The organism is Niabella soli DSM 19437, from assembly GCF_000243115.2.
Classification (GTDB): Bacteria; Bacteroidota; Bacteroidia; order Chitinophagales; family Chitinophagaceae; genus Niabella; species Niabella soli.
In genome coordinates this window covers 757494-781031 of record NZ_CP007035.1, presented here as the reverse complement: position 1 = coordinate 781031, position 23538 = coordinate 757494, and the positions used below count along the sequence as shown (strand labels likewise).

General features: G+C 45.2%; 18 protein-coding genes. 8 read left to right on the top strand and 10 right to left on the bottom strand.

Translation table 11 applies throughout. From position 1 onward, the window contains the following. Window positions 1–96: 96 nt before the first annotated feature. Together NIASO_RS03180 and NIASO_RS03175 are read right to left on the bottom strand one after the other, a co-directional pair. Window positions 97–1290, bottom strand: a complete 1194-nt coding sequence (locus NIASO_RS03180) for a FecR family protein (RefSeq protein WP_008583545.1) — start codon at window positions 1288–1290, stop codon at window positions 97–99. 50 nt (window positions 1291–1340) lie between these two features. Next, the gene (locus tag NIASO_RS03175) at window positions 1341–1931 is read right to left on the bottom strand and encodes an RNA polymerase sigma factor (protein WP_008583546.1); all 591 of its coding nucleotides are present in this window, start codon (window positions 1929–1931) and stop codon (window positions 1341–1343) included. Between the two features lie 424 nt (window positions 1932–2355). Here NIASO_RS03175 and NIASO_RS03170 point away from each other — a divergent pair, with 424 nt between their 5' ends. Both NIASO_RS03170 and tnpA read left to right on the top strand, forming a co-directional pair. Further along, window positions 2356–3105, top strand: a complete 750-nt coding sequence (locus NIASO_RS03170) for a DeoR/GlpR family DNA-binding transcription regulator (RefSeq protein WP_008583547.1) — start codon at window positions 2356–2358, stop codon at window positions 3103–3105. A gap of 176 nt (window positions 3106–3281) precedes the next feature. Beyond that, a complete protein-coding gene (tnpA, locus tag NIASO_RS03165; protein ID WP_008583548.1) occupies window positions 3282–3764 on the top strand; it encodes an IS200/IS605 family transposase in 483 nt (160 codons plus the stop codon). A 259-nt stretch (window positions 3765–4023) separates the two neighbouring features. On the opposite strand, the gene NIASO_RS03160 is transcribed toward tnpA, so the two are convergent. The 8 genes from NIASO_RS03160 to NIASO_RS03125 form a co-directional block, all read right to left on the bottom strand. Further along, a complete protein-coding gene (locus tag NIASO_RS03160; RefSeq protein ID WP_008583549.1) occupies window positions 4024–5370 on the bottom strand; it encodes a DegT/DnrJ/EryC1/StrS family aminotransferase in 1347 nt (448 codons plus the stop codon). Between the two features lie 17 nt (window positions 5371–5387). Further along, window positions 5388–8375 (bottom strand): heparinase II/III domain-containing protein, encoded by a 2988-nt coding sequence (locus NIASO_RS03155; RefSeq protein ID WP_052356476.1) that lies wholly within the window; start codon window positions 8373–8375, stop codon window positions 5388–5390. Window positions 8376–8431: 56 nt separating this feature from the next. Next, on the bottom strand, window positions 8432–9238 hold the full coding sequence (locus tag NIASO_RS03150) for an amidohydrolase family protein (protein WP_008583551.1): 807 nt from the start codon (window positions 9236–9238) through the stop codon (window positions 8432–8434). Continuing rightward, window positions 9228–10163 (bottom strand): amidohydrolase family protein, encoded by a 936-nt coding sequence (locus NIASO_RS03145; protein ID WP_008583552.1) that lies wholly within the window; start codon window positions 10161–10163, stop codon window positions 9228–9230. The genes NIASO_RS03150 and NIASO_RS03145 overlap by 11 nt, the downstream gene beginning before the upstream one ends. Window positions 10164–10172: 9 nt before the next feature. Next, a complete protein-coding gene (locus NIASO_RS03140) occupies window positions 10173–11555 on the bottom strand; it encodes an enolase-like domain-containing protein (RefSeq protein WP_008583553.1) in 1383 nt (460 codons plus the stop codon). Window positions 11556–11809: 254 nt separating this feature from the next. Continuing rightward, the gene (locus NIASO_RS03135; protein WP_008583556.1) at window positions 11810–12865 is read right to left on the bottom strand and encodes a dihydrodipicolinate synthase family protein; all 1056 of its coding nucleotides are present in this window, start codon (window positions 12863–12865) and stop codon (window positions 11810–11812) included. A gap of 10 nt (window positions 12866–12875) precedes the next feature. Continuing rightward, window positions 12876–13892 (bottom strand): NAD-dependent epimerase/dehydratase family protein, encoded by a 1017-nt coding sequence (locus tag NIASO_RS03130; RefSeq protein WP_008583558.1) that lies wholly within the window; start codon window positions 13890–13892, stop codon window positions 12876–12878. 67 nt (window positions 13893–13959) lie between these two features. Further along, entirely contained in the window at window positions 13960–15186 is a 1227-nt protein-coding gene (locus tag NIASO_RS03125) for an Nramp family divalent metal transporter (RefSeq protein ID WP_008583559.1), read from the bottom strand. 176 nt (window positions 15187–15362) lie between these two features. Here NIASO_RS03125 and NIASO_RS03120 point away from each other — a divergent pair, with 176 nt between their 5' ends. The 6 genes from NIASO_RS03120 (at window position 15363) to NIASO_RS03095 (ending at window position 23469) form a co-directional block, all read left to right on the top strand. Beyond that, a complete protein-coding gene (locus NIASO_RS03120) occupies window positions 15363–17228 on the top strand; it encodes a beta-N-acetylhexosaminidase (protein ID WP_008583561.1) in 1866 nt (621 codons plus the stop codon). Window positions 17229–17336: 108 nt separating this feature from the next. Next, window positions 17337–18155, top strand: a complete 819-nt coding sequence (locus tag NIASO_RS03115) for an N-acetylmuramic acid 6-phosphate etherase (RefSeq protein WP_008583562.1) — start codon at window positions 17337–17339, stop codon at window positions 18153–18155. 10 nt (window positions 18156–18165) lie between these two features. Continuing rightward, entirely contained in the window at window positions 18166–19902 is a 1737-nt protein-coding gene (locus NIASO_RS03110; protein WP_008583564.1) for a hypothetical protein, read from the top strand. A 21-nt stretch (window positions 19903–19923) separates the two neighbouring features. Next, a complete protein-coding gene (locus tag NIASO_RS03105; protein ID WP_008583567.1) occupies window positions 19924–21276 on the top strand; it encodes a DegT/DnrJ/EryC1/StrS family aminotransferase in 1353 nt (450 codons plus the stop codon). Between the two features lie 2 nt (window positions 21277–21278). Then, window positions 21279–22259, top strand: coding sequence for an amidohydrolase family protein (locus NIASO_RS03100; protein ID WP_008583568.1), 981 nt, complete (start codon window positions 21279–21281; stop codon window positions 22257–22259). Between the two features lie 13 nt (window positions 22260–22272). Further along, the gene (locus NIASO_RS03095) at window positions 22273–23469 is read left to right on the top strand and encodes a M20 metallopeptidase family protein (protein WP_008583570.1); all 1197 of its coding nucleotides are present in this window, start codon (window positions 22273–22275) and stop codon (window positions 23467–23469) included. The last annotated feature ends 69 nt before the right edge of the window (window positions 23470–23538 follow it).

Here is a 23538-nt window from a genome sequence, read left to right as displayed (position 1 = left end):
CAAAGTGCATAACTTTGTTCTATTGGGTTAATGAATGGTTCTATCAGTTTTTGTTAACCTTGTTTCGCCGGGAGTGTTCGAGCACTTCCGGTTTTTTTATCCGTTTGTTACATATACTTCTCTCCCCCGTATTTTAAATTTTATTGCGCCAACCATTTCCATCAGCTTCAGCACGTGCGACAATGGTACGTTTCGTGGCACTTTGCCAAAGAATTGCATTTGCGGCACTTCGGCGTATAGAAACGTAACATCATACCATTTTTCAAGCTGCTCCTGCACGGTGCTAAAGTTGGTACTGTCAAATAAAAAGTATCCGTTCTTCCAGGCCGTAACCTCCTCCGGATTTTTATTTACGGTTACTTTCAGCTCGCTCGTTTTGGCTTTAAATTCCGAGGCCTCCCCTGGTTCCAGGATGCGGGGCTGAGCCGTTCCCCCCGAGATACGGATGCGGCCTTCCAGCAACGTTGTTTTTACAATGGCGTTATTGGCGTTGGATTTTACGGAAAAATGAGTGCCCAGTACCTCTGCTACCTGTTCTCCTGTCTTCACTTTAAAGGGATGTGCCGCATCTTTTGCCACTTCAAAATATAATTCGCCTTCGGCCTGAACTGAACGTTCTGTATCCGTAAAAGTGACAGGGAATTTTAATACGGACCCCGCATTCATCCATACGGTGGTACCATCAGACAAGGTTACTTTATACTGGCCGCCAACTGGTGTTTGTATCGTATTCATTTGCGGCTGTTCGCCGGTGTCTACTGCATTTCCGGCAGTACGCATGCGCACTTCTCCTTCACCGGTCTTTGCTATAACCAAACCGCTCTCTTTAACACTATCTCCGATCGTTATCTTTTCAAAATCGATCCGGGCGCCACCGGCAAGCACCATAACGCCCCGGTTGCCTCCGGGAGGCACATCGCCTTTCACCAGCTTTTGGGGAGCGCTGCCCCCACCCGGTGCGCGGCTTACAAACAGGATAATTGTTCCGGCCAACACTACCAGCATCGCTGCTATGCCCAGCCATTTTATATACCCCTGTTTGGGGATCCTTCCGGGCCGGCCCATCGCTTCAGTGATCTTATTGAAAATCCGCTTGCTGTTTCCGCCGTCCAGCAATTGCGGGGCAACTGCGTCCAGGTCGAATTTTTTTTGCAACTGATCCAGGATCGTTTTATTGGAGCGGGAGCTGCTCAGGTACATCCAAAGCTCTTTCTCCTGCTCAGGCGTGCATTGTCCGTTCAGATACCCTTCTATTAATCCGTTATAATATGCGGTTGATTTTGATATCATATAGCATCGTCAATCTATAATACCCCAAAAACAAACGGCCGGTGGGTTCTTTACGAAAAAAAAGTAAGATGCTTCAACAATATCAAAATAAAGAGGTCTAACTGAAGGCCGGTTCGTTTAGTAACATAGTCCCTGATAAACCGGATGGCCTTTACCATATGATCCTGCACGGTGCTGGTGGCAATGCCCAACTCCTGCGAAACATTTGCATAGGTTCTTTTTTCTTCCCTGCAAAGCTGAAAGACTTTTTTCCGTTGTTCGGAAAGATGCTCCACCGCTTCCCTGAACAGCGCGCTGTATTGTTTCCATAAAACAGCGTCTTCATTATTGTTATACGAGAATTGCTCATCGCCGGCATATTCAATTACTCTTTCAAAGGCCATGCTCCGCATACGGTTTAACACTGCGTTCCTTGCAATACGGTAAATGTAGCTGTTGAAAGATAACCGGGGATTGATACGGTCCCGGTGCTTCCATATTTTTACAAATACTTCCTGCAATACATCTTCGGCAAACTGACGATCCTTTATGAAATACAGGATATAAGCATAAAGCTGCTGATGGTATTTGTTGTAGATGGCCGTAAACGCTTTTGTTTCGCCATTTTTCAACTGTATAAGCAATTCGTCGTCTGGTAGCATTCAGATAAAAATAAAAAGTTTACAATAGAAGAATTAAATAATATTGCCCGCAGAAGGTACCTGGTAACGGATCTTTATTAATAAAATGAAAAGCAGCGAATCAATAATCGATCAACATTTTGCATACTTTTAGCAGATTTGCAATCGATATTTAACGCAATATAACTGCAAAAACCGTAATATTGAATTTTTTTTAGCGGTTTTTTTGCGGTATTTTTACTTTTATAAGATGCCAGCCAAACATAGGACCAATAAACCGGGTTTTTTATCTCTTTTTCCGGGCAGCTTTTTCAGAGGCCCTGTCCTTTTAAAATAAATAACCCCGAATTATTATATATGGATATATTTACCGCTAAATCAGGCAAACTGAACAATTTACAGCAACGGATTGTTAAAAGGGATCAACTTTAACTAAATGATTGTCATGCGCAAAGACGAAAGACAAAAATTTATATTAAAAGAAATCAACCTCCACAATAAAGTATTGTGCGCGGATTTGAGTGTGCAGCTAAAAGTTTCCGACGATACCATCAGGCGGGATATTATTGAGCTGGCGGAAATAGGCAAAGTAGTAAAAGTGCATGGGGGCGCCGTTGGCACTTCCTTTATTTCTCCTTTTAGCGGGCAAAACGAAGTATATGCTCTTGAATTAAAAAAGATCATTGCAGAAAAAGCGCTGCGGCTGATCAAAAATAATTCAACCGTACTTACGGAAGGAGGAACTACCATACTTGAACTGGCTAAAATGATCCCCAAAAACATGAAAGCCACCTTTTTTACCATCAGTCCTCAAATTGCCATTACGCTCTCTGAATTTGACAATATTGAAGTGATTACTATCGGCGGAAGATTGCTAAAAAATGCCAACCTTCACGTAGGTTCGGGCATGATCAATCAGCTATCGGAAATAAGAGCCGACCTTTGCCTGCTGGGTGCCAACGCTTTTTCGGTGGAAGAAGGGTTAACCGATCTTGACTGGGAAGTGGTTCAGGCGAAAAAGGCCCTGATACGCTCTGCTAAAAAAGTGGCAGTGCTCACTATTTCTGAAAAACTAAACTCCATCCAAACCATTAAGATCTGTGATGTAAACCAGGTCAATTATCTTATTACTGAATTAGAGGCCAGCGACGATCGTTTACTAAAGTACCAGGACACCAACCTCACTTTACTTTAATTCCGGGCACTTAATAGAGAATACTTACTGAAATAAAGCAGGCATAGCCCGGAGGGCGTAATGTGAATAACTCCGGGCTTTAGCCCGGGGTGAGAGATGTGTAGAACAGGCGGCCCCGCAGGGGTCGAATGTAATGAACGCGGGTTGAAGTTTCTAAAATTAAACGTACCTTACAGTTGACAGAACGGTATTCTATAACCTATGGAATAAATGTCATGAGTTACCGCCAGATTTTTTACCAGATTATATTTGCTACTAAAAATCGCTGTAAAACCATTACAGAAGCGCATTGTGAGGAACTTTACAAATACATCTGGGGTATTATAAAGAATAAAAAATGTAAGCTCTATCGCATCAACGGCACAGAAGATCATATACATATTTTTTCAGACCTTCATCCCTCAATATCACTTGCTGATTATATCAGGGATATAAAAGCATCCAGCAGTATATGGATGAAAAACAATAGTCGGTTTCCAGAATTTCGTGGATGGCAGGAAAGTTACGGTGCCTTCACCTATTCAATAAAAGAAAGGAGTACCATTACCAGCTATGTCAAAAATCAAAAAGAGCATCATAAAATTGAGCCGTTTTACGATGAATATAAGCGGTTGCTAATTGAGAATGGTGTTGCATTTGATGAAAAATATTTATTGTGAGCTATTATTCGACCCCTTCGGGGCCGCGTCTTCTACGCATTTCTTTTCCCACAGCTAACGCTGCGGGCTATGTACATTATGCCCTCCGGGCACTTTAGCACCAACTACGGAAAGATCAGTTGTGTCCACACGATAGGCCGGCCGGGGCGTAATAATCGTACCGGGCTATTTAGCTGTCTGCCGGCTGGCCCTGTGGGGCTGATTAAACCTCTTAACTAAACAACTCGGGTGGTTTTATCTTTTATCTTATAAACCGGCTTTACTTTACTGCCGTTTTGCTTATTGCCGGCGCATTTTTTTGTATTTTGCGGATGGCATCAACAATAGCGTCCATGCTCTCCTTGTCTGTTAATAATACATTTTGTGGCAACCATACTGCTTCCAGGCACAGCGCTTCATTTTTAGGACACTGGTTGTTTTCCTTAAATTTTTCATAACTCAGCTCTGCCGCCGCATACATCTTTTTGTAATTTTTTGTTTCAAAAGTATTGCCCAGGTTATGAACGGCATTTAAGGGTGTATAGCCGCCCGAACAGGGAATACCTTCGGCCTGTAGTGCTTTTATAAACAGCTCTCTCGACAGGTTGGCAAAATGACGCTTGTCATACCTGAAAGGAAATAAATGATAAGCCGCTTTTGTAACGCCTTTGTTTAAAACATGCGGGGTAATGCCTTTTATATCTTTCATTTGTCCGCGTAAATAATTGGCGTTGACATTTCGGGTATCCGTTTGCCCGGAAAGCCTTGCTAATTGTGCCAGTCCGATGGCCGCCTGGTATTCCGTAAGCCGGAGTTTGCTGCCCGGTCTTGCGCCAGCAGTACCATAGGGTAACCCCAGGTTATGAAATGAAACACACCGGTCCATAAATGTATCATCATCACTTACAATGGCGCCGCCCTCTCCCATAGGCAAATGCTTGGAATTTTGAAAACTAAAACAGCCCGCATGGCCAAAAGTGCCCACTTTTTTATTATTGATTTCTGCCAGCCAGGCCTGGCAGGCGTCTTCAATAACCAGTAAATTATGCTGCTGCGCAATGGGCATTATGTTTTCCATATCGGCAGGCAGGCCGCAAATATGCACGGGCAAAATGGCTCTTGTACGGCTGGTAATTTTTTTCTTAATAGCTTCAGGATCTATCTGGAAGGTGTCCGGGTTAACGTCTGCAAATACCGGCATTGCGCCGGAAGCCAGCACCGCAGTAAGTGTTGCTATAAAAGTATAAGGCGTTAATATCACTTCATCACCGCCACCAATATCTGACTGTATTACCGAGGTAATCAACGCATTGGTACCATTTACAGTGGTTAAAGCGCGCTTTGTGCCAATAACGGCGGTCCATTTCTTTTCAAATAAATCCACTGTCTTGGCCCGCGACCACACGCCGCTGCGTAATACTTCCAGCACCAACGGCTCATCCGTTTCCTTATTCCACATCGGCCATTTGGGCCAGGGTGTATGAAACAAAGGCACACCCCCCAGAATGGCCGGCTTTTCATTGTTTGTTAAAAGTACGGGGGCTATTTTTCCAAAATTTACAGTTGCCCCCAGCCCAATAACGGAAGCATTCCTTATAAAAATCCGGCGGCCATTTTTTTGATTCATGATTATTAATTTTTTTGTTACTTTTTTATTTCCCGAACCTGGCTGATTTCGAACGCATCACCGATCCCGAACTCATACTCATACCCTAAATCGTAGGTCTGCGGCACCCGCGTTTTTCGCACATTTACCTCCGGACCTTTAAATCCGCTGACAAAATTCAACGGTCCAAAATTCAGTCTCGTATTTTTCCCTTGTGGTGCTACTTCCTTGATTAAATAGGCAGCGTCCCTGTTTGTTTTATTATTAATCAAAATATACTGCCCGGTAACGCTTTCAGGCAGTGGCCGGTCCACCAGAATCCAACCCTCGCCGCTCGTTTTTTTATTCATATCCAATACCTTCCCCGTCAGGGACGGCAAGCCTTTCAGGGAAAAACCCTTATACTTCAGATAAGGCATATCTATCAAAACAGCCCGCAGCAATTTACCTTTTCGGGTGTGCAGCCAGGCTATAGTGCCCTCCAACTGAATTTCTTTTGTGCTGACATGACCACCAACATTATTTTTGATAATATAATCTATAGTTCCGTTTTCATTTTCTATTTCTAAAATAGTTACCTCACTGCTATCAACGGCAATCTGGCGGGCATTTTTAATAAAAGGAGCAGCGACGTACGGTTCCAGTATACTTACAAAAACCGAGTTAAGATCTTTTCCGTTTTTATGAAGGAGTATATAATCCAGATTTTTGGGATTGCCGGCCTTATTTTGAGGCGGATCTCCCTTTGCAACCGCCACATCGTTCACCGGTGTTAAAACGTGTAGTTTCAACTGAACCGGTCGTGGATCTTTTACGGGCCGGTACTGATCACTGACCCGCCAGTTAATGGTGAACATTTTGGCGGGGCTGCTATCTTTCTGTACTGCATACAAATGGGAGTATCCGACAGGGAATCCTTTTGCCCATGCACCTTTCGGCACATCAGGCCCCGCATAGGTTCCCGGCTCCTGCCGTAGTTGAAGCCCCGTAGTCGTCATTGTGCCCGGCGGGCCATGAAAACTAAGCAAATGGTCGTTGCCGCCTTTTACGTTAAAAAAATCAACCACATAACTATTGGTATCTGTTTTAGTGCCGCCGATTAAAAGCAACGTGCGTTCATACTTTTCTATGCCGGGATAAGCGTCCGGCGCGCTTACGGTTACTGCTGAAAACCCATCCACGGATTGAAATAGTTTTGTATGGCCGGTCCAGTTTTCCTTTTGTGGTTTTTGATTTACCAGTACAAGATTATGTGATAGTGTAGTGCCGGTCCATTCTTCGTTAGAAGGCCATTTGGTGGCATACTCCGGATAACCATGATCCGGCGCCAGCCATTTTCCGAAACTGAAAAGATCGATATTCAACTGGTCCGGATGTGCGTGATTGATGGAACGGCCATAGTTCATAATCAACCCTGTAGGATTTTTCTTTCCGCCTGTTTCTAATATAGCATATCCATGACCGCTTAACAGCCGGCTGGCAACAGACACATGATGATTTTTTTTCCCGATTGCTTCTATTTCACTGCTTAAGGCTTCAGGATTGCTGGTGTAAACAGGAGCATGCAGCCCCTTGCCCTTGTTACCATTGGCTGTATAGGCCAGCAATCCCAGCTCTGCATCCTTATAAAGCCAAAATCCCAAAGCAACAAATGCCGGGTTACAGCCCGATGAAGATACCAGGCCCGTAGCTCCGGAATCGCCCTGGTTGGGAATTGATTTACCGGCTACCAGCATGTTGCAGGCAACCATAAAGCCTGCTCTTAACTGGGGAAATTCCATGAGTATATCATGCGCCGTGTACCCGTTGTAGCCATGGAGTAATGCAGCAGTTTGCGTTATTAGTCCGGACAACATTAGTGCGTAACCCGGCGCTCCTTCGTCGGAAGTGCCGTCGTGGTTAAAACGGGTGAGCATAATTCCGGGAATGGCGCCTCCCAGGGGTTCAAACAGCCAGTTGAGCCATTTATTGGTTTCGGGCTGCGTATTCAACGCTATAGCAGCGGCGGCCACACTCAACTGATGCATCCCCTGGTTGCCGCGAATATCTTCTTTCATCACTGCGTCAAAAATTGTCAGCAAAATATTTTGATCAATATTATGCACCCATAGTTCGCGGCTTCCCTTTTTTGAAGGAAGCTGAAACGCCTTCGCTTTTTTGCTTAAAAAGGCAAACAGCGCTGCGTCGTTCAGGGTTCCGCTGAGTATTTTGTCGTAGCTTAGCGCCATGGTAGTGACCAAACCCGTTTCCCATATGGAGCCGCCGATCTTTCCTTTGCCCCCGCCGCCATCAGAATGATACCAGCCTTTTTTAGCATACGGTGCCCAATCCATATCAGGATATACATCTGCAATGCGGTCTAAAAGAATCGCGGCTTTATGCGCATAAACCGTATCGCCTGAATACAGCCATGCATCGGACAATAGGCTCAGTCCATCAATAATATAGTTCCACTGCTTCCAGTTATAATAGCCCACAAAGCGGTATACTTTATCCTTTGTAAGATTGTATCCCCATCCGTCATCCACACCAAATTGATGCAGCGGATCCTGCACGTCGGGATGCGCCGTATTGAACAGTAGTTTTTTGTCGGCAATGGATGAATCAAAGACCCCCTTCTTATTGATGCCGCTTTTATAATACTTTTCAAAATCATTTGTAGGAAACAGGGCATGACAAACCGGGCATTCTATTTTCCAGGGATGTTTTTCAACCGTTACAATATACGGGTAATTGCCAAAGGCCGATAAATCATTCCCGCAGTTTAGGCAACCAGACACTTTGGGCTCACGGGCTGCACGGTTTAAGGTAACGTCTATTGTTCTGGGCACGTCCTGGGCCGGAACCATTGCCCATAAAGCATCATCTGTTTTATTTTTCCAAACCGCCGCTTTTTGCAGCGTACTATTTTTTAACTGTATGGCCCAGTCATATTTCCTGCAATTCTCAATACTGTTTTTTAATTTATCTGCCGTGTAAAAACCGCCGTAAATACGTTGCGCAACGGATTGATAACTGAGGCCCATGAGCGTCAGTATAAGCCCTGCACATTTTATTGGTATAAGAAAGCGAAACATCATAATTATACCGCAAGCATTTTCTTAATATTTCCGCTACGGATCTTTTCTTTATCGTTCTCCGTTGCCTCGGATGGCCGCAACGATTCAATACGCAGTTGCCCGGTTAAATAATCCAGTATCGGCGCATGTGTACCAAAAGCAAATTTTTGTACGCCAAAACTATTTATAGCCTCGCCCATATGCGTCAACCCCCTGCCCGATGTATCTATTAAAAGATGGGCATTTTGGATAAGCTGCTTTTCCTTATCGGAGAGTGCTACAGGATTCGCATAATTTAAAACAATATATTTTGCATCAGGAACCAATTCCACTATAGGCAAAATATTTTTTATATTCCATTCCGGTTTTTTTGTGCCGGTCACATAGTCAATATCCATCCAGGAACGTGCTCTGCTGTCTACCATTCGCATGTTAAAGCACACCGGTACATTCGCATCACGGGCCATCTTTACCAGTTCTACACAATTGGCGTCTGTAATAGTATAATCATGATATTTGGGATAGAGGCGCACCCCCTTCATGCCCCACTGCTGCATGCAGGTTTTAAAGTCCCTCCTCCATCCCGCATAGATGGGATTAATAACGGCAAAGGGGATGAACCGGTCCTGAAATGATTTGCGGGATTTTAGCTCCTGATGCAGCTCTTCATTGCCTGGCTGCGTGTTGGCATAAAAGATACCATTCAGGTTACTGATAACGGAAAGGTCTACTCCGTAGCTGTTCATTTTAGACAATAGTCCTTCGCAGCGATTATACTGTAGCTGCAAAAATGGCCAGTGGCCAACATACGCATTACAATCAATTAACATGATTACCCGATTTTAAAAGCATATTTTTATAATTATCAAAAAACACCATCTTTCTTTGTTCGTCTGATAGATTGGATGCCAGTATTTTCCCAATACTTTGATAGTAACAATTATCCGTTCCGTAAAACACCCGGTGAATGCCCAGTTGCTGTACGGCAAAATCTACCATATGTCCGGAATTGTTGCTGCCCGACGTATCCACGTATACGTTTTTACAACCGGCCAGCATTTTGCAGGCATATTCCCAATCACCGCCGCCGCCAATATGCGCATATTGAAACAGGGCTTCCGGATACCGTGTGGCAATGGCCACAAAATCTTCAGGTATGGAGGTTTGAGGCCGGACACCAGTATCATATTTCATCCGGTATCCTCCCAGTCCCAACTGACAGTTCGAGTGCATGTGCGTGATCATTTTATATTTGATCATCTTTTCTACAATGGGGTAAAACAGCGGATCGCTGATTTTTACCTGGGTATATACTTTAAGGCCTACCATTCCCTGGCCCGCACGCCGGTCTATTTCCTCCAATGATTCTTTCTGATACAGCGGGTTCACGGTAAACTGTCCTAAAAAGTGCGTAGGGTACTTTTTCATCGCTTGTAACACAAGATCATTATACCGGATGAAATCGGCCGGAGTGCCTTTCCCATCGAATATGGGCCGGGAAACCACCATTTTATCAATATGCAATCTATCTGCAAAATCAATATTGCTCTCCGGCGGGCCGTCAAAAAGGTTTACATGGCAATGCGCATCCAGCTTCCGGTATCGGGCCACTTCCCTCATAAGATCGTAACCGCTGCCGGCGCCATCAACCTGCCCCTGTTTTGATAGCGCACGAGTTGGTTTCCCGCTATTAACCGTGCTTAACCATCCGGCGGTTGCCAGTCCTGTGCTTGATATAAAATTCCTTCTGTTCATTGCCGGAATTTAATGATGCCGTGTAAACATATTTTCATAATGGGGTATATCCATAAATATCCCCCCACTTCTTTTATAAAAATCATCATTCAATTCAAATACACCCTGCCGCACCTGTTGCCAGGAAGCATTTTGAACCGGATGCCAGGTTTTCATGGTGCTCCAATTCTTATAGTTCATATCCCCGTTGGTTTCAATCATCGGCATCCCCACACCCGGAAAAGGATGCAAACGTGCCACCAGGTTTTTATGCCAGTCTAGCAACAGCGGGTTCACCGTCAGGTCGGCGCAGATACAAGCCACATTATTATCCTGCGCTACCTTTGCGATCTTCATGCTCAGACTCAGGGTTTTTGCAATGCCTTTCAATACCAATGTTCTATAGCCCTGTGCAATCCTTTTTAATGCATCGGCTTCGGTATGTACACTTTCATCGGCGCCGATAACTATTCCTAAATCCCTGACATCGTCATTGTTGGATTCGGGGAAAGGCTCTTCAAATAATTTGATCTGGTCAAATGCACCAATTTTCCTGGCATGATCCAGATATTTTAATACAGTTTCCTTTTTTTGGTAGCGCTGGTTTGCATCAAGCGTGTAAACGAGCTTCCCGTCCTTTGTGTGGAGCGTCCTTAAATCTTTAAGCGCATTATGCACCCGGGTGAGCCGCTCTATATCTGCCTGCAGCATTTGTTCCTGGCTACCCGGCATTCCTGTTTTTATTTTAAACACAAAATAGCCGGCTGCAGCCGCTTTCAGTATATCATCTATCGGCATCCCATAAGGGATCTGATACATTACAGCAACTTTAGTATTGTGCGTGCTAAGCGGCTTCTTATAAAGGGCGGGTATCATTGCATCAAAATTTTCCAACCTGTTTTCTGATGCATAAACGAGCCACGCGGCATTATCTACACTTACCAATGCATTGTAAATAAAGTTAAGGTTCACGTCATCTGAACCCGTAAGGGCAACCGCATAACGCTTTACTTCCGGCAAAATATTTTCGAGCAGGTCAACCGGGGTATTGAACGGCGTTGTTTTTGTCAACTGTAAGGCCCTTTCAGACAAAGCATACATCAGTGCATTACCGGCGCTTTCACTATGTGCGGAAAAAACAGCGGGGTCTCCATACAAAACGCTTTGCGTAGCCAGGCTGATTTTGGGCGTGCCTGCCGCGGTTTTCATTAAAGAAACGGCCTGCCATAACTCGGTTAAATACCCTCCTTTAAACCCAAAAGGCCGCACCAGCGGCTGTCTTTCAAAATCAGACGCAATTTGATCTATTTTGATTTTCATATTTTCGGACTGAGTTGAAAAATTCCCCAATGGTTTTACCAACGGCAATAAAGACAATGCTGTTGTTTTTTTAATAAAAGACCTTCTTTTCATTTTGAAGTTGTTTAAACTTTTATAGAAACAATGTTGCATACGGCTTTCCCGCTGATTTTAGGCAGATCTAATACATCGCTGATATTCGCAGATTGTTGTTTGCGAAAATCTGGTTTGATCTGCGGGAAATACAAAAGTCTAAACAACTTCATTGTTATCTTTTTATAAGATATTCGATTCTGTCACAGTCTCAGATTTGCGCAGAAGTTTTGCCCGATATTTTTTATTCTGTGTAAATCTGTGCTTTCTGTGAACTATCCTTTATCATTCTGCAAAAATGTTTTTACAAAATCATCATCAATCAGTTCCGGATAGGCCTGTGCCACCCGGGTTATTTCATCCGGCTGCCCGGGAGACAATACCTCGTCCGGATTTAAGCACCAGGTCCCTTTTAGTAAACCCTGCCGGCGCAGCACCTCATGTATACCGGGTATGCAACCGTGAAACTGATGAGCAGGATCAAAAACAGCAGCATTCATATCCGTTACGGCTATATTTTTTGATAACCACGCAGCAATAGCCGCACCATGGCCTGCTTTATATTTTTTTATCTCCTGCAACAAAGCAGCCGCTTTATGCGTCCATACCGCCCAGTGGCCCAGCAAACCGCCCCTGAAATCTTTTTGCACCTGCTCGCCATTAATCGTAAACTGATAAGGGGTTAACAGATCGGCAATAATATTATCATCGTTTCCCGTATACAAGGCTATCTCATCTCTTCGGCCGGAATAACAAACGGCTCTCACAACATCCAATGTTTGATAGCGGTTAAAGGCTGCGATTTTTATCGCGTGCACATTGGGTATATCGGCAAATTTTTTCCAAAAATCAAAGCTCAAAATTCTGCCCCCCACCGCCGGCTGCAGGTAAAAGCCAAACACCGGTATAATAGCCGCAACCGCCTTTGTACGTTCAATCAGCTCGGTTTCCGTCGCCTGCTGCAGTCCGCCCATACTAAGCAAACCAAGATGGTATCCGTATTTCACGGCCAGCCGGGCCTCCGCTATCGCCTGTTCCGTTGGCCCGCAGATACCCGCCACTTTTACAAAACCGGTATTGCCACTCCGGTCAATTTCATCGGCAGCAGTATAAAGCACTTTTTCTAATAAATTAATAGCAGGATCCCGTATTTCAAATTGAGTAGAGTGCACCGCAACCGCTACTCCTCCGGCGCCGCTGGATAAATAATAACGGGTTAACCGGCGTTGCGTGGCTTCATCAAATTCCCGCGCCGCCGTAAGCGCCAGGGGATGCGCCGGTATGGCAATGCCTTCCTGCAAACTATTTTTTATGACTTCAGACAAATTCATAGTGGTATTGTTAAAATTGTCCCTGCCGTTCCTGAAAATGAGTAGGCTTATTAATTTGTTTTCCGCCCAGGCTGATCCAGTCCGCCACCAGGCTAATCATTTGCTTCAGGGGCACGCGCGGGTAACCAAAAAGGCGATGCGCTTCTGAGGCATTACTAAGCAATGCAGTGTCCTGCACGGCTCCGGTAAAAAACGGTTCTTTACCAAATACCGCCCCAAATTGAGCAGCCAGCCAGGTCAGGCTGATCGTTTCCGGCCCCGTAACGTTTAACAACTTTGCCGGAGTGCTGCAATGCAAAAAACTTCTTAAGGCTATTTCATTGGCATCCCCCTGCCAGATGACATTTACCGCACCGGTTGAAATATCGATCGGCGTTCCGTTGTAAACAGCCTTACCTACTTCCAGCAAAACGCCGTAGCGCAGGTCTATAGCGTAATTCAGCCGATAGATCAGCACCGGTGTTTTATTTACCTCGGCAAAATATTGAAAGATACGCTCGCGCCCTAAACAGGACTGTCCGTATTCGCCAACGGGGTTGGGTTTTGTATCTTCCGAAAATCCTCCGTCGCTCAACTTTGAAAAGGGGTACACATTACCTGTAGAAAAAGCAACGATTCTTGAATTTTTATATTTTGCTGCCACGCGCCCCGGCAAATAGGCGTTCATTGCCCAGGTAAAAGGCTCTTTATCCTTGGTGCCAAATTTTGTTCCTGCCAGGTACATTACATTTTTAACCTCCGGGAGCGCCTGCAGTTGCGCATCATCCAGTAAATCTGCCGCTATTACTTCCACACCTAAATCCTCCAGCTCTTTGCGGGCATTTGCATCGCTAAAGCGCGATACCGCAATCAGCCTCTTTGATATGCCGCCCTTTTTTAGCGCTACACAAGCCAGCTTTATCATGCCCGGGCCCATTTTGCCGCCAGCGCCCAAAAAAATAATATCGCCGTCTAATGCTTTCATATCCTGCAGCAGAGCGGCCGACGGCTGGTATAATTCATCTTCTATTAATTGTAATTCATTCATTGCGTATTTTTTTTCTTTTTAAAACTCGTACTGCGGACGCATCTGTTCCCACCTTTAAATGCTTTTCTTATTTGAAGAATAATTCTTTCACATTAATAACAGCCAGCAGCAGCAGCAGCAGCAGCCCGATGCCCGCTATAACGGTTGTAAGGGGCGTATTCACATACCGCCCCATTATTTTGCGGTCGTTGGAAATAATAAACATGGCAATGCCGATAAACGGCACCACCAATATGGTAACGCTTTGCGCCAACACAATAAGTTCTAATGGCGCTTTATCAAACCGTAAGGCCACAAAAGCGCCGATGGTCATTACCAAAGCGATCAGCATACGTACCGCATTGGAACTCAGTTGCCCCTTATAGCCCAGTGCATCTCCTAAAAGGGTGCCCCCTACTGATGCGTTGCCAATAAGTGAAGAAAAAGAGGCCCCAAATAAACCAATGAGAAAAAGATAGGCCGCATATTTGCCAAATAAAGGCTCCAATGTTTTTGACATATCCGTGGCTTTGGTTACCACTACGCCTGCCGGATGTAAGACCGACGCAGCGCATATTAAAACAATACTGGCCATAACACCCAGTATCAGAATACCGGGCAAACTATCCGCAGGTTTTTGTTGTAAGTCCGGAGACAACCGGCGCCGTTCCTGAACCATATACGACTGGTATAAAGCGCCCACTATTGAAAACGCCGAAGCAAATAAAGCAATCACCAACCCCAGGGCTCCCTTTGGCAAGGTGGGAACCAGGCCGCCGGCAATACCGTTCACAGACGGTTTTGCGAGAAAGAAGGTAATAATAAAAGAGCCCAGCATGATCACGATCAGCAGGGTCATTATTTTTTCCAGGATCTTGTAGAATCCCTTAAAAAATAACAGCAGCACACCGATGCCATTTGCCAGCACGATCCATACTTTGGCGCTGATACCCGTTGTTTCGGCTAATGAAATACCCACGCCGGTAGAGTTGCCCGCCTGGAATGAAGCCGTAACCAAAAAAACGCCGATCCCCACCAATATGGCCGCAGGCTTGCCCCAGCGCTCCTTTAACAAGGATAAAAAAGAACGGTCTGCAGCCAGCGCTATCCTGGATGACATGTTGGTGAACACTGCCATAAAAAAAATGGCAGCCACCACCGCCCATAACAAATCATACCCATAAGCAGCGCCCAGTTTGGTAGTGATCGTCATTTTACTGGGCCCAAACACCAACGCCGCAGTAATGATCCCGGGCCCTATTACATGCAATACTCTGGCAAGTTTTGAATTTTTATTTTTTTCTGTATTCCTCATACCGAATCCGATTTCAATGGCTTTGTATTTTCTAATCGTTTTTCAATCTTTAGGTAACGAATATAAAAAATGATTTGAGATTTTGAGCATTTTTTGCGTAATTTTATTTTTTAAAACCGCAAACAAAACGCAACCAGGCCTCAAAACGTAAAAACAAACAACGCAAAAGCCGAAATATGAAACTATTTTCCAGTATTCTCCTGCTCTTTTTTGCAATCCCCGCCCATTCCCAAACCAGCCACTTTACCGACATCATTCCTTACCCCGCATCAGTAGTCGCCGGCAAAGGACAATTTTCGGTAACCGATAAAACGGTATTGATCTATGACACCGAAGAATCAAAACGCCTTGCAGGCCTTTACAATGATTTTCTAAAACAGGCGAAAGGCATCCGCTTAATAATAAAAAAAGGAACCGGCCGCAACAGCAGCAACGCTATTATCATAACCAACGCAGGTGAAAAATCAGAAGCGTATGAAATGCAGATCAGTCCGAAAAATATAACGGTAACCGGCAATGGTGCCGGGGCTTTTTACGCCCTGCAAAGCCTCATACAGTTGTCAAAGTTCACCGGCGGCAAAGCCATTCAGATCCCGGCAGGAACGATAAAAGATGCGCCACGATTCGGGTACAGAGGGATGCATCTGGATGTAGCCCTGCATATGTTTTCTATCGGGTTTCTTAAAAAATTTATTGACCTGATGGCTACCTATAAATTAAATACGTTTCACTGGCACTTAACAGAAGACCAGGGCTGGCGCATCGAAATAAAAAAATATCCACTGCTCACGGAGAAAGGCGCCTGGCGCGCACAAACGATACTGGGAAGCGCGCAGGACAATCCCATGGGCTATGACAGCATTCCGCACGGCGGTTTTTATACACAAAAACAGGTGAAGGAACTGGTGCAATATGCAGCAGACCGCTATATCAATATTATTCCCGAGATAGAAATGCCCGGGCATTGTATATCGGCATTGGCGGCTTACCCGGAACTTGCCTGCGGCGATCATCCCGGCCCGTTTAAAACGATTGAAAGCTGGGGCATTTATGAAGATGTATTTTGCGCCGGCAAAGAATCCACCTTTACTTTTCTTGAAAATGTTTTAAGCGAGGTAATGGACCTTTTCCCCTCAAAATATATCCATATCGGGGGCGATGAAGTGCCCAAAACCCGATGGAAAACCTGCAAATATTGCCAGCAACGCATTAAAGACCATCACCTGAAAGACGAGCATGAACTGCAAAGCTATTTTATACAACGTATTGAGAAATTTGTAAACAGCAGAGGCCGCACCATTATTGGCTGGGACGAGATCCTCGAGGGCGGACTGGCGCCCAACGCAGTGGTGATGAGCTGGCGCGGAGAAGCCGGAGGTATTGCGGCGGCACAACAAAAGCACCAGGTGATCATGGCGCCTAACGACTATATTTATTTTGACCACTACCAGGCGAAGCCCGAGCAGGAACCCTTGGCATTCAAAGGCTTTAACCCCTTGAGCAAAGTATATGGATACAACCCCGCCTCAGATAAATTAACAGAAGATCAAAAAAAATATATAATAGGCGCTGAAGCCTGTGTGTGGACCGAATATATGGCAACCCCTGCAAAGGTCGAATATATGATTCTGCCCCGGATGCTGGCATTTGCAGAAGATTGCTGGACCCCGCTGGCGGAGAAACAGTACCAGTCCTTTCTTGAAAACAGGCTGCCACTGCACCTGGGAGCAATCGATCAGAAAAATGATACGCATTTCTTTGTTCCGATGGCTATTGGCGCGGAAGACGACCGGGCATTTCATGGAAAAACCTTTACGGTAACTTTAAAGCCCACCGTAAAAGGCGCGCGTATTTTTTATACGCTGGACGACGTTAATCCACGGGAAACCGATTATCTCTATGAAAAACCAATTGTTATAAAAGTTCCCGATGGAGAAAAAAGAATATTAAAGACGATTGTGATTACCGCCTCCGGCCGGCGCAGCGCCATCAGCAGGACTACTTATGTAAATGCAACGCCCTCTCCGTTACTCCGTAAATAATTTTCTATTGAATAAAAAAAGGCAAAAAAAATTTACAATACAATTTTGCGTATATTCGCAAATAAATAACGCATCAAAACCGCACTTTCGTAAGTGAAAAATATTTCTATGCAAACAAGAATAACCGAACAACCCTCTGCATACCGGCATCTTGAAACCAAGAGTGTTCAGGAAATAACGCGCTATATAAACACCGAAGACAAAAAAATAGCACTGGCTATTGAGCTGGTTTTACCCCAGATAAATGCACTTATTGAAATTATTGTAACAAAAATTAAAAACGGCGGCCGGCTATTTTATGTCGGCGCCGGCAGCAGCGGCCGCTTGTCTGTTTTGGATGTGATCGAATTGCCTACCACTTATGGCGCTGATCCTGAATTATTTCAGGTAATTTTAGCAGGAGGCGTCGATCGGCTTGCGGAAGCCAGGGAAGAAATGGAGGATGACAAAAATGAAGCCTGGGAGCAATTACTCAAAAAAGGGATCAGCCAAAAAGATTTGGTCGTAGGTATTTCAGCAAGCGGAACCACGCCGTTTGTACTGGCGGCACTTTCCAAATGCAGAAACGAAGGCATTGATACAGGCTGTATTGTAAGTAACCCCGGCAGCCTTATCGCCGCACAGGCGTTATATCCTGTTGAAGTAATTACCGGGCCCGAATTTATTACCGGCAGCACCCGCATGAAATGCGGTACTGCGCACAAAATGATCTTTGATATGATCAGTACCACCACTATGATACGGTTGGGGCGCATTATTGACAACCAAATGGTAAACGTGAAGCTCATCAATGAGAAGATTACAGACCGCGCGGTAAAAATGCTTATGGGCCTGAGCAATATCAATGACTATGATACGGCAAAGGAGTTATTGTTTCAGCATGGCAGCGTACAAAATGCCTTAACCTCTTCAAACGGTAAATACTAAAAAAGCTTCAATGAAAAAAATAGCTGTTGTAACGATATTGATGTTCTCCTTATTAAAAATGACTGTTGCACAGGAGCATTATCTGGTTGGAGCAGCAACCCGGAGCATTGACCCCAAAGCGCCACCTTATTCCCTTTCGCTTTCAGGATTTGCGGCCCCCAAGGAAGGGCGGTTTTCCCTTACCTGGGAAGCGGTTCATGCACCGGAAAAGACTGTTGTTGCAGCGCTTGCAACAAAAAAGACAGGCCCGCATGCCCTCCCGGTGCACCCTTACAAAGGATACAACTATTATACGGATGCCGATGGAAATCTTTTTAAAAGAAATACCCGCGTTGCAGCAGCGGCACCCATAAAAATTGCCACCGAACAAAAAGGGAAACTGGTAAGCATTACGGCCGATGCCGAGAACCTGTATGCCTTAAACAGTAACGACAGTATCTGGAGATTCAATCCGGCTATTACCAATAATCCCTGGCAGTTGATCGGGAGAAACAATAATGCAACGTATAATATGCACCTGGAGGCAATTGCCTGCCATAACAACCAGCTTTTCGGAGTAACAGGAGCCGGCATTGTTTATAAAGCCATACATGCTACAGATCATACCCTTTCGGTAACGGCAATGGCCATTGGTTTTGAAAAGAAAAAAATTTTACTCATTGGCACTGATCTTACCGGCTTTGCGCTCAGTTATATTAATACCGTAAAAAATATCATTTCAGCAAAATACAAAATACCGGCGGCGGCAATTCTGGTAAATGCCTCCCATACACATTTTGCACCGGTTACCAGAGGCTGGAGCACCTGGGAGCCTTTTTATCAATACCCTGACAGCTCCTACCTGAACACTACGCTTAAAAATGCACTTTTGAATTGTGTAGCTGCCGCGATGGACTCCATGCAACCGGCTACGCTTAAATTTGGGGTGGGCACCACCGCTATCGGGTTTAACAGAAGGAATACAAAGGAAATAATACGCCCCTACGATAATACAGTAGACCTGTTGGAAACACAAAGCATTCGCACAAAGGAAAAAAATATCTTATTTCTTACGGGGTGTCATGCGGTTTTCACAGGCACAGAGCCTTCTATATATATCCTTAGCGCGAATTATCCCGGCGTCACCAGAGAGCTCCTGATAAAATCCGGTTACAAAAATGCATTATTTATACAGGGCTGCGGTGGCGACATAAACCCGGTGGATCTTGATTTTAAAAAAGCGGGAACTGATCTGGCAACGGATATACAAAAAACGCTGGCAAAAGGTTTAGGCAATGTGGCGCCCGGTGCCCTATCCTACTACCTGGATGCCGTCAACGTACATACCACCCCCTGGAGCCGGGACAGCATCCAAAAATTTAAAACGGACAATACCGTCCAAGATACCTCGATAGTAGAGGACAGAAATATCCGTTGGGCCGATTTAATGCTTCAATCAAAAAGCCCGTTGTCCGACAATATGAAAATATATGTACAAACCATCAATATTGGTGATTTAAAAATAGTAGGTTTGTCAAGGGAAGTGGTCAATGAATATGGCACGGCAATCCGGCAATTATGGCCGCAGAAAAAAGTAATGGTAGCGGGGTATTGCAATGATGTTCCCAGCTACCTCCCCAACGACTGGCATATTGAGAAAAAGTTTTATGAGGGGTATGATTCTTTCTTTTGGTACGGGCAACCCGCGTTACCCCCAACCAGTATCATGAGCACCGTTGTCAACAAAGTCAGAGAAAATAACAGATAACATTAATAATTTTCCATTGCCATGAAGAAAAAAAACTACACACGCAGAAAATTTATTTCAGTATTATCCGCGGGCTCAGCAGCCCTTGCCCTGCCATTAACTGCAGCAGCCGGCCAGCAGCGGAATTGGAGCGCTGCAAAACTGGCAATAAGCGGCGGCGCGCCTGTGCGAACGCAACCCTGGCCGCAATGGCCGGCTATGATTGTTGACGACGCTATGCTGGCCAATATAACCGCTACTACAAAAAGCGGCGCCTGGAGCAGAATCAATAATCCCGTTAACGGAACCGTAGCAAGCTTTGAAAAAAAATATGCTGCGCTTACCGGGGCAAAATATTGTGTAGGCACCGGGTCCGGAACCCAGGCATTGGGCGTTTGCGTGGATGCCCTGGGCATACAACCGGGAGATGAAGTCATTACCTCTCCTTATACCGATTTTGGCACCATTTCGTCAATACTTTCCGCCAGAGCCCTTCCGATATTGGCAGACCTGGATTACAAAAGCTACCAGATAGATGCCGCGGCAATTGAAAAGAAAATTTCACCCAACACCAAAGCGATCATGCCGGTTCACATCATGGGATCGGCCTGTAATATGGACGCAATAATGGCCGTTGCAAACAAAAAAAACATTCCGGTAATAGAAGATGCCTGCCAGGCCAACTTTGCCAAATATAAGGGGCAGCAATTAGGAACGATCGGTAAATTAGGCTGTTTTAGCTTTCAGGGCAGCAAGCAAATAGCGGCCGGAGAAGGTGGCGCCGTTATAGGAAATGACGATGTATTAATGGACAGGGTATATACCATACAAAACCACGGCACCAACAAGAAGGGGCAGAATATTACCATCGGCCAAAAAATGCGCATGAATGAATTTGAGGGCAGTATTTTACTTTCGCAATTGGAGCATGCTGTGGAACGCTTCGAAAAGCGCAATGAAAATGCCAGATACCTGAGCAGCAAAATCAAAAACATTCCCGGCCTTACACCGCAGTTGCAGTATGAAGGCAGCAACAGTTCAGGCTATTACCTGTATTCGTTTACCTATGATAAAAAGCACTTTAACAATGCAGATCGCGCGTTATTTCTAAAAGCCTTAGGTGCCGAAGGAATACCGGCAGGCGGCTACATCAAAGGTATGCAGCATGACTTGTGGACAGATCATATTTTGCAGTTGGATACCTATAAAAAGAATTATTCCAAACAGCAATTACAATTTTTTAAAGACAGCCTGCAGTTGCCCAATTGCGACAAAGTATCGGACACCGTTATTGTAATCAGCGGCGGAGCAATTTTACTTGGCTCAAAGGCCGACATGGATGATATTATAAACGCATTGGAAAAAATCTATACAAACAGAAACAACCTATCTTAACTATGGCAAAAGCGAAATCGAACCGCCGCGATTTTATTAAAACCTCATCCCTGCTGGGAACGGGCTTTTTAGCAATGACTTCAGTAAAAGCCGATGTGTTAAGACCGATTTTCAGCAGCGTTGCGGATGAACGGATCATCGATATTCATCAGCACACAAATTATATAGACCGCAGCGATGATGCCTTACTGGCCCATCAAAAAACAATGGGCGTAACCCACACCATCCTGCTCCCCTCGGGCCACCCTATGAGCCGTGGTACCACCCACTATGGCGTTTCAAACGGCCTGCAGGCAAAAGCAACGCCCAATGAGGCTTGTTACCAGTTGGCGCAACAACACAAGGGAACTTATTTCTTTGGTGCTAATGAAGTAGTGGACGCCCCGGGCGCCACCAAGGAAATTGAAAAATACCTGAAACTGGGCGCTTGTGTAATTGGCGAAATAAAATATAATATTGACTGCGATGCTCCGGAAATGCAGGCAATTTACCGGCTGGCGCAAGAGTATGATGTACCGGTATTGATGCACTTCCAGTACAAAATGTACACCTGGGGGCTGGATCGTTTGCACAACATGCTTACCCGATACAAAAAAGTAAAATTCATTGGCCATGCGCAAACCTGGTGGGCCAATATTGACAAAAATTATTCGGATCAAAACGTGCTTTATCCCAATGGTAAGATCACTCCGGGGGGCCTCACAGACATGCTGCTTACCAAATACGACAATGTATATGGCGACCTGTCTGCCGGATCCGGGCTGAATGCGCTTACAAGAGATGAAGCGTTTACAACCTCCTTTTTAAGGCGGCACCAGGATAAACTTTTATATGGCAGTGATTGTGCCGATGCGGTTGGAACAGGAAGCGCCTGTACCGGCTGGCAGGCCATCCAGGCGATAAAAAAACTGGCGCCCGACAAGAATGCAGAACGAAAAATATTTTTCAACAACGCCAACGCTTTGTTCCGGCTAAAATTATAAAGGCGCGTCAATTTTGAATATAAAGGAAAAAATAAAAGAACGTGCCGCTGCCATTCATCGTGACATCATCGAATGCCGGAGATATTTGCATGCCCACCCCGAGTTGTCTTTTAAAGAGTTTAACACATCCGCTTTTCTCAAAGAAAAATTAAAAGCGCTTGAAATACCCTTTCACGAAGCCGGTGGTACTGGTATAGTGGCTATTATTAAAGGCAAAAAAGAGGGTACCCGCGTGATCGCGATCCGTACAGATATGGACGCCCTGCCCATAACGGAAGAAAATGATACGACGTACGTTTCCACAAATCCCGGGGTAATGCACGCCTGCGGGCACGATGTGCACATGGCCTCCCTGCTGGGCACCGCCACGATTTTAAAGACACTGGAAGCTGATTTCGGCGGCACGGTGAAACTCCTTTTTCAACCAGGGGAGGAAGTATTGCCGGGCGGCGCCAGTCTTTTAATCAGGGATGGCGCATTAGAAAACCCAAAGCCGGATATCATTTTAGGCCAGCATGTTTCGCCCTACCTGCCCGCAGGAACCATAGGCATACGAAGTGGTAATTTTATGGCCTCTATGGACGAATTATTTGTAACGGTACACGGCCGCGGTGGTCACGCTGCGCAACCGCAGGACAATATTGACCCCGTAATGATAACGGCGGCCCTATTGATGCAGTTACAGCAAATTGTAAGCCGCAGGGCAAACCCTTTAACGCCTACCGTACTTTCCTTTGGAAAAATTGAAGGCCGTGGGGCCATCAATATTATCCCGGACAAAGTAACGCTTGAAGGCACGTTCCGGACAATGGATGAAAAATGGCGGCAAGAAGCGCATTTGCTCATAAAAAAGATCGCAACAGAATCGGCAGCAGCTATGGGAGGGCGTTGCGACATAACGATAAACAAAGGATACCCGGTGCTATACAATAACCCCGGCGTTGCCCGCAACACTGCGGCATTAGCAAAAGAATATTTAAGCGGGGATAAGGTTTTAGAAGTAGATGCCTGGATGGCATCTGAAGATTTTGCAAGCTATTCCCAGTTAATACCTTCCTGTTTTTATTTGTTGGGCATCGCCGACCCTCAAAAAAGCAGTGCCCCATCGCTCCATACATCAAGATTTGACATCGATGAAAAGGCACTGCAACTAAATACCGGCCTGATGGCTTATTTAACCATACACCTGCTTAACGAAAGTGCTGGCTAAATTTTCAACAACCCGTTCGCATAACAAAAAATAAAAAAGCAGTTATTTTGGAAACGGGCCTGTCAAATC

Bases quoted from the DNA above. Each gene is read 5' to 3' on its own strand.
- NIASO_RS03180 (WP_008583545.1), bottom strand. From the start codon at position 1,290: ATGATATCAAAATCAACCGCATATTATAACGGATTAATAGAAGGGTAT.
- NIASO_RS03175 (WP_008583546.1), bottom strand. From the start codon at position 1,931: ATGCTACCAGACGACGAATTGCTTATACAGTTGAAAAATGGCGAAACA.
- NIASO_RS03170 (WP_008583547.1), top strand. From the start codon at position 2,356: ATGCGCAAAGACGAAAGACAAAAATTTATATTAAAAGAAATCAACCTC.
- NIASO_RS03160 (WP_008583549.1), bottom strand. From the start codon at position 5,370: ATGAATCAAAAAAATGGCCGCCGGATTTTTATAAGGAATGCTTCCGTT.
- NIASO_RS03155 (WP_052356476.1), bottom strand. From the start codon at position 8,375: ATGGGCCTCAGTTATCAATCCGTTGCGCAACGTATTTACGGCGGTTTT.
- NIASO_RS03150 (WP_008583551.1), bottom strand. From the start codon at position 9,238: ATGTTAATTGATTGTAATGCGTATGTTGGCCACTGGCCATTTTTGCAG.
- NIASO_RS03145 (WP_008583552.1), bottom strand. From the start codon at position 10,163: ATGAACAGAAGGAATTTTATATCAAGCACAGGACTGGCAACCGCCGGA.
- NIASO_RS03140 (WP_008583553.1), bottom strand. From the start codon at position 11,555: ATGAAAAGAAGGTCTTTTATTAAAAAAACAACAGCATTGTCTTTATTG.
- NIASO_RS03135 (WP_008583556.1), bottom strand. From the start codon at position 12,865: ATGAATTTGTCTGAAGTCATAAAAAATAGTTTGCAGGAAGGCATTGCC.
- NIASO_RS03130 (WP_008583558.1), bottom strand. From the start codon at position 13,892: ATGAATGAATTACAATTAATAGAAGATGAATTATACCAGCCGTCGGCC.
- NIASO_RS03125 (WP_008583559.1), bottom strand. From the start codon at position 15,186: ATGAGGAATACAGAAAAAAATAAAAATTCAAAACTTGCCAGAGTATTG.
- NIASO_RS03120 (WP_008583561.1), top strand. From the start codon at position 15,363: ATGAAACTATTTTCCAGTATTCTCCTGCTCTTTTTTGCAATCCCCGCC.
- NIASO_RS03115 (WP_008583562.1), top strand. From the start codon at position 17,337: ATGCAAACAAGAATAACCGAACAACCCTCTGCATACCGGCATCTTGAA.
- NIASO_RS03110 (WP_008583564.1), top strand. From the start codon at position 18,166: ATGAAAAAAATAGCTGTTGTAACGATATTGATGTTCTCCTTATTAAAA.
- NIASO_RS03105 (WP_008583567.1), top strand. From the start codon at position 19,924: ATGAAGAAAAAAAACTACACACGCAGAAAATTTATTTCAGTATTATCC.
- NIASO_RS03100 (WP_008583568.1), top strand. From the start codon at position 21,279: ATGGCAAAAGCGAAATCGAACCGCCGCGATTTTATTAAAACCTCATCC.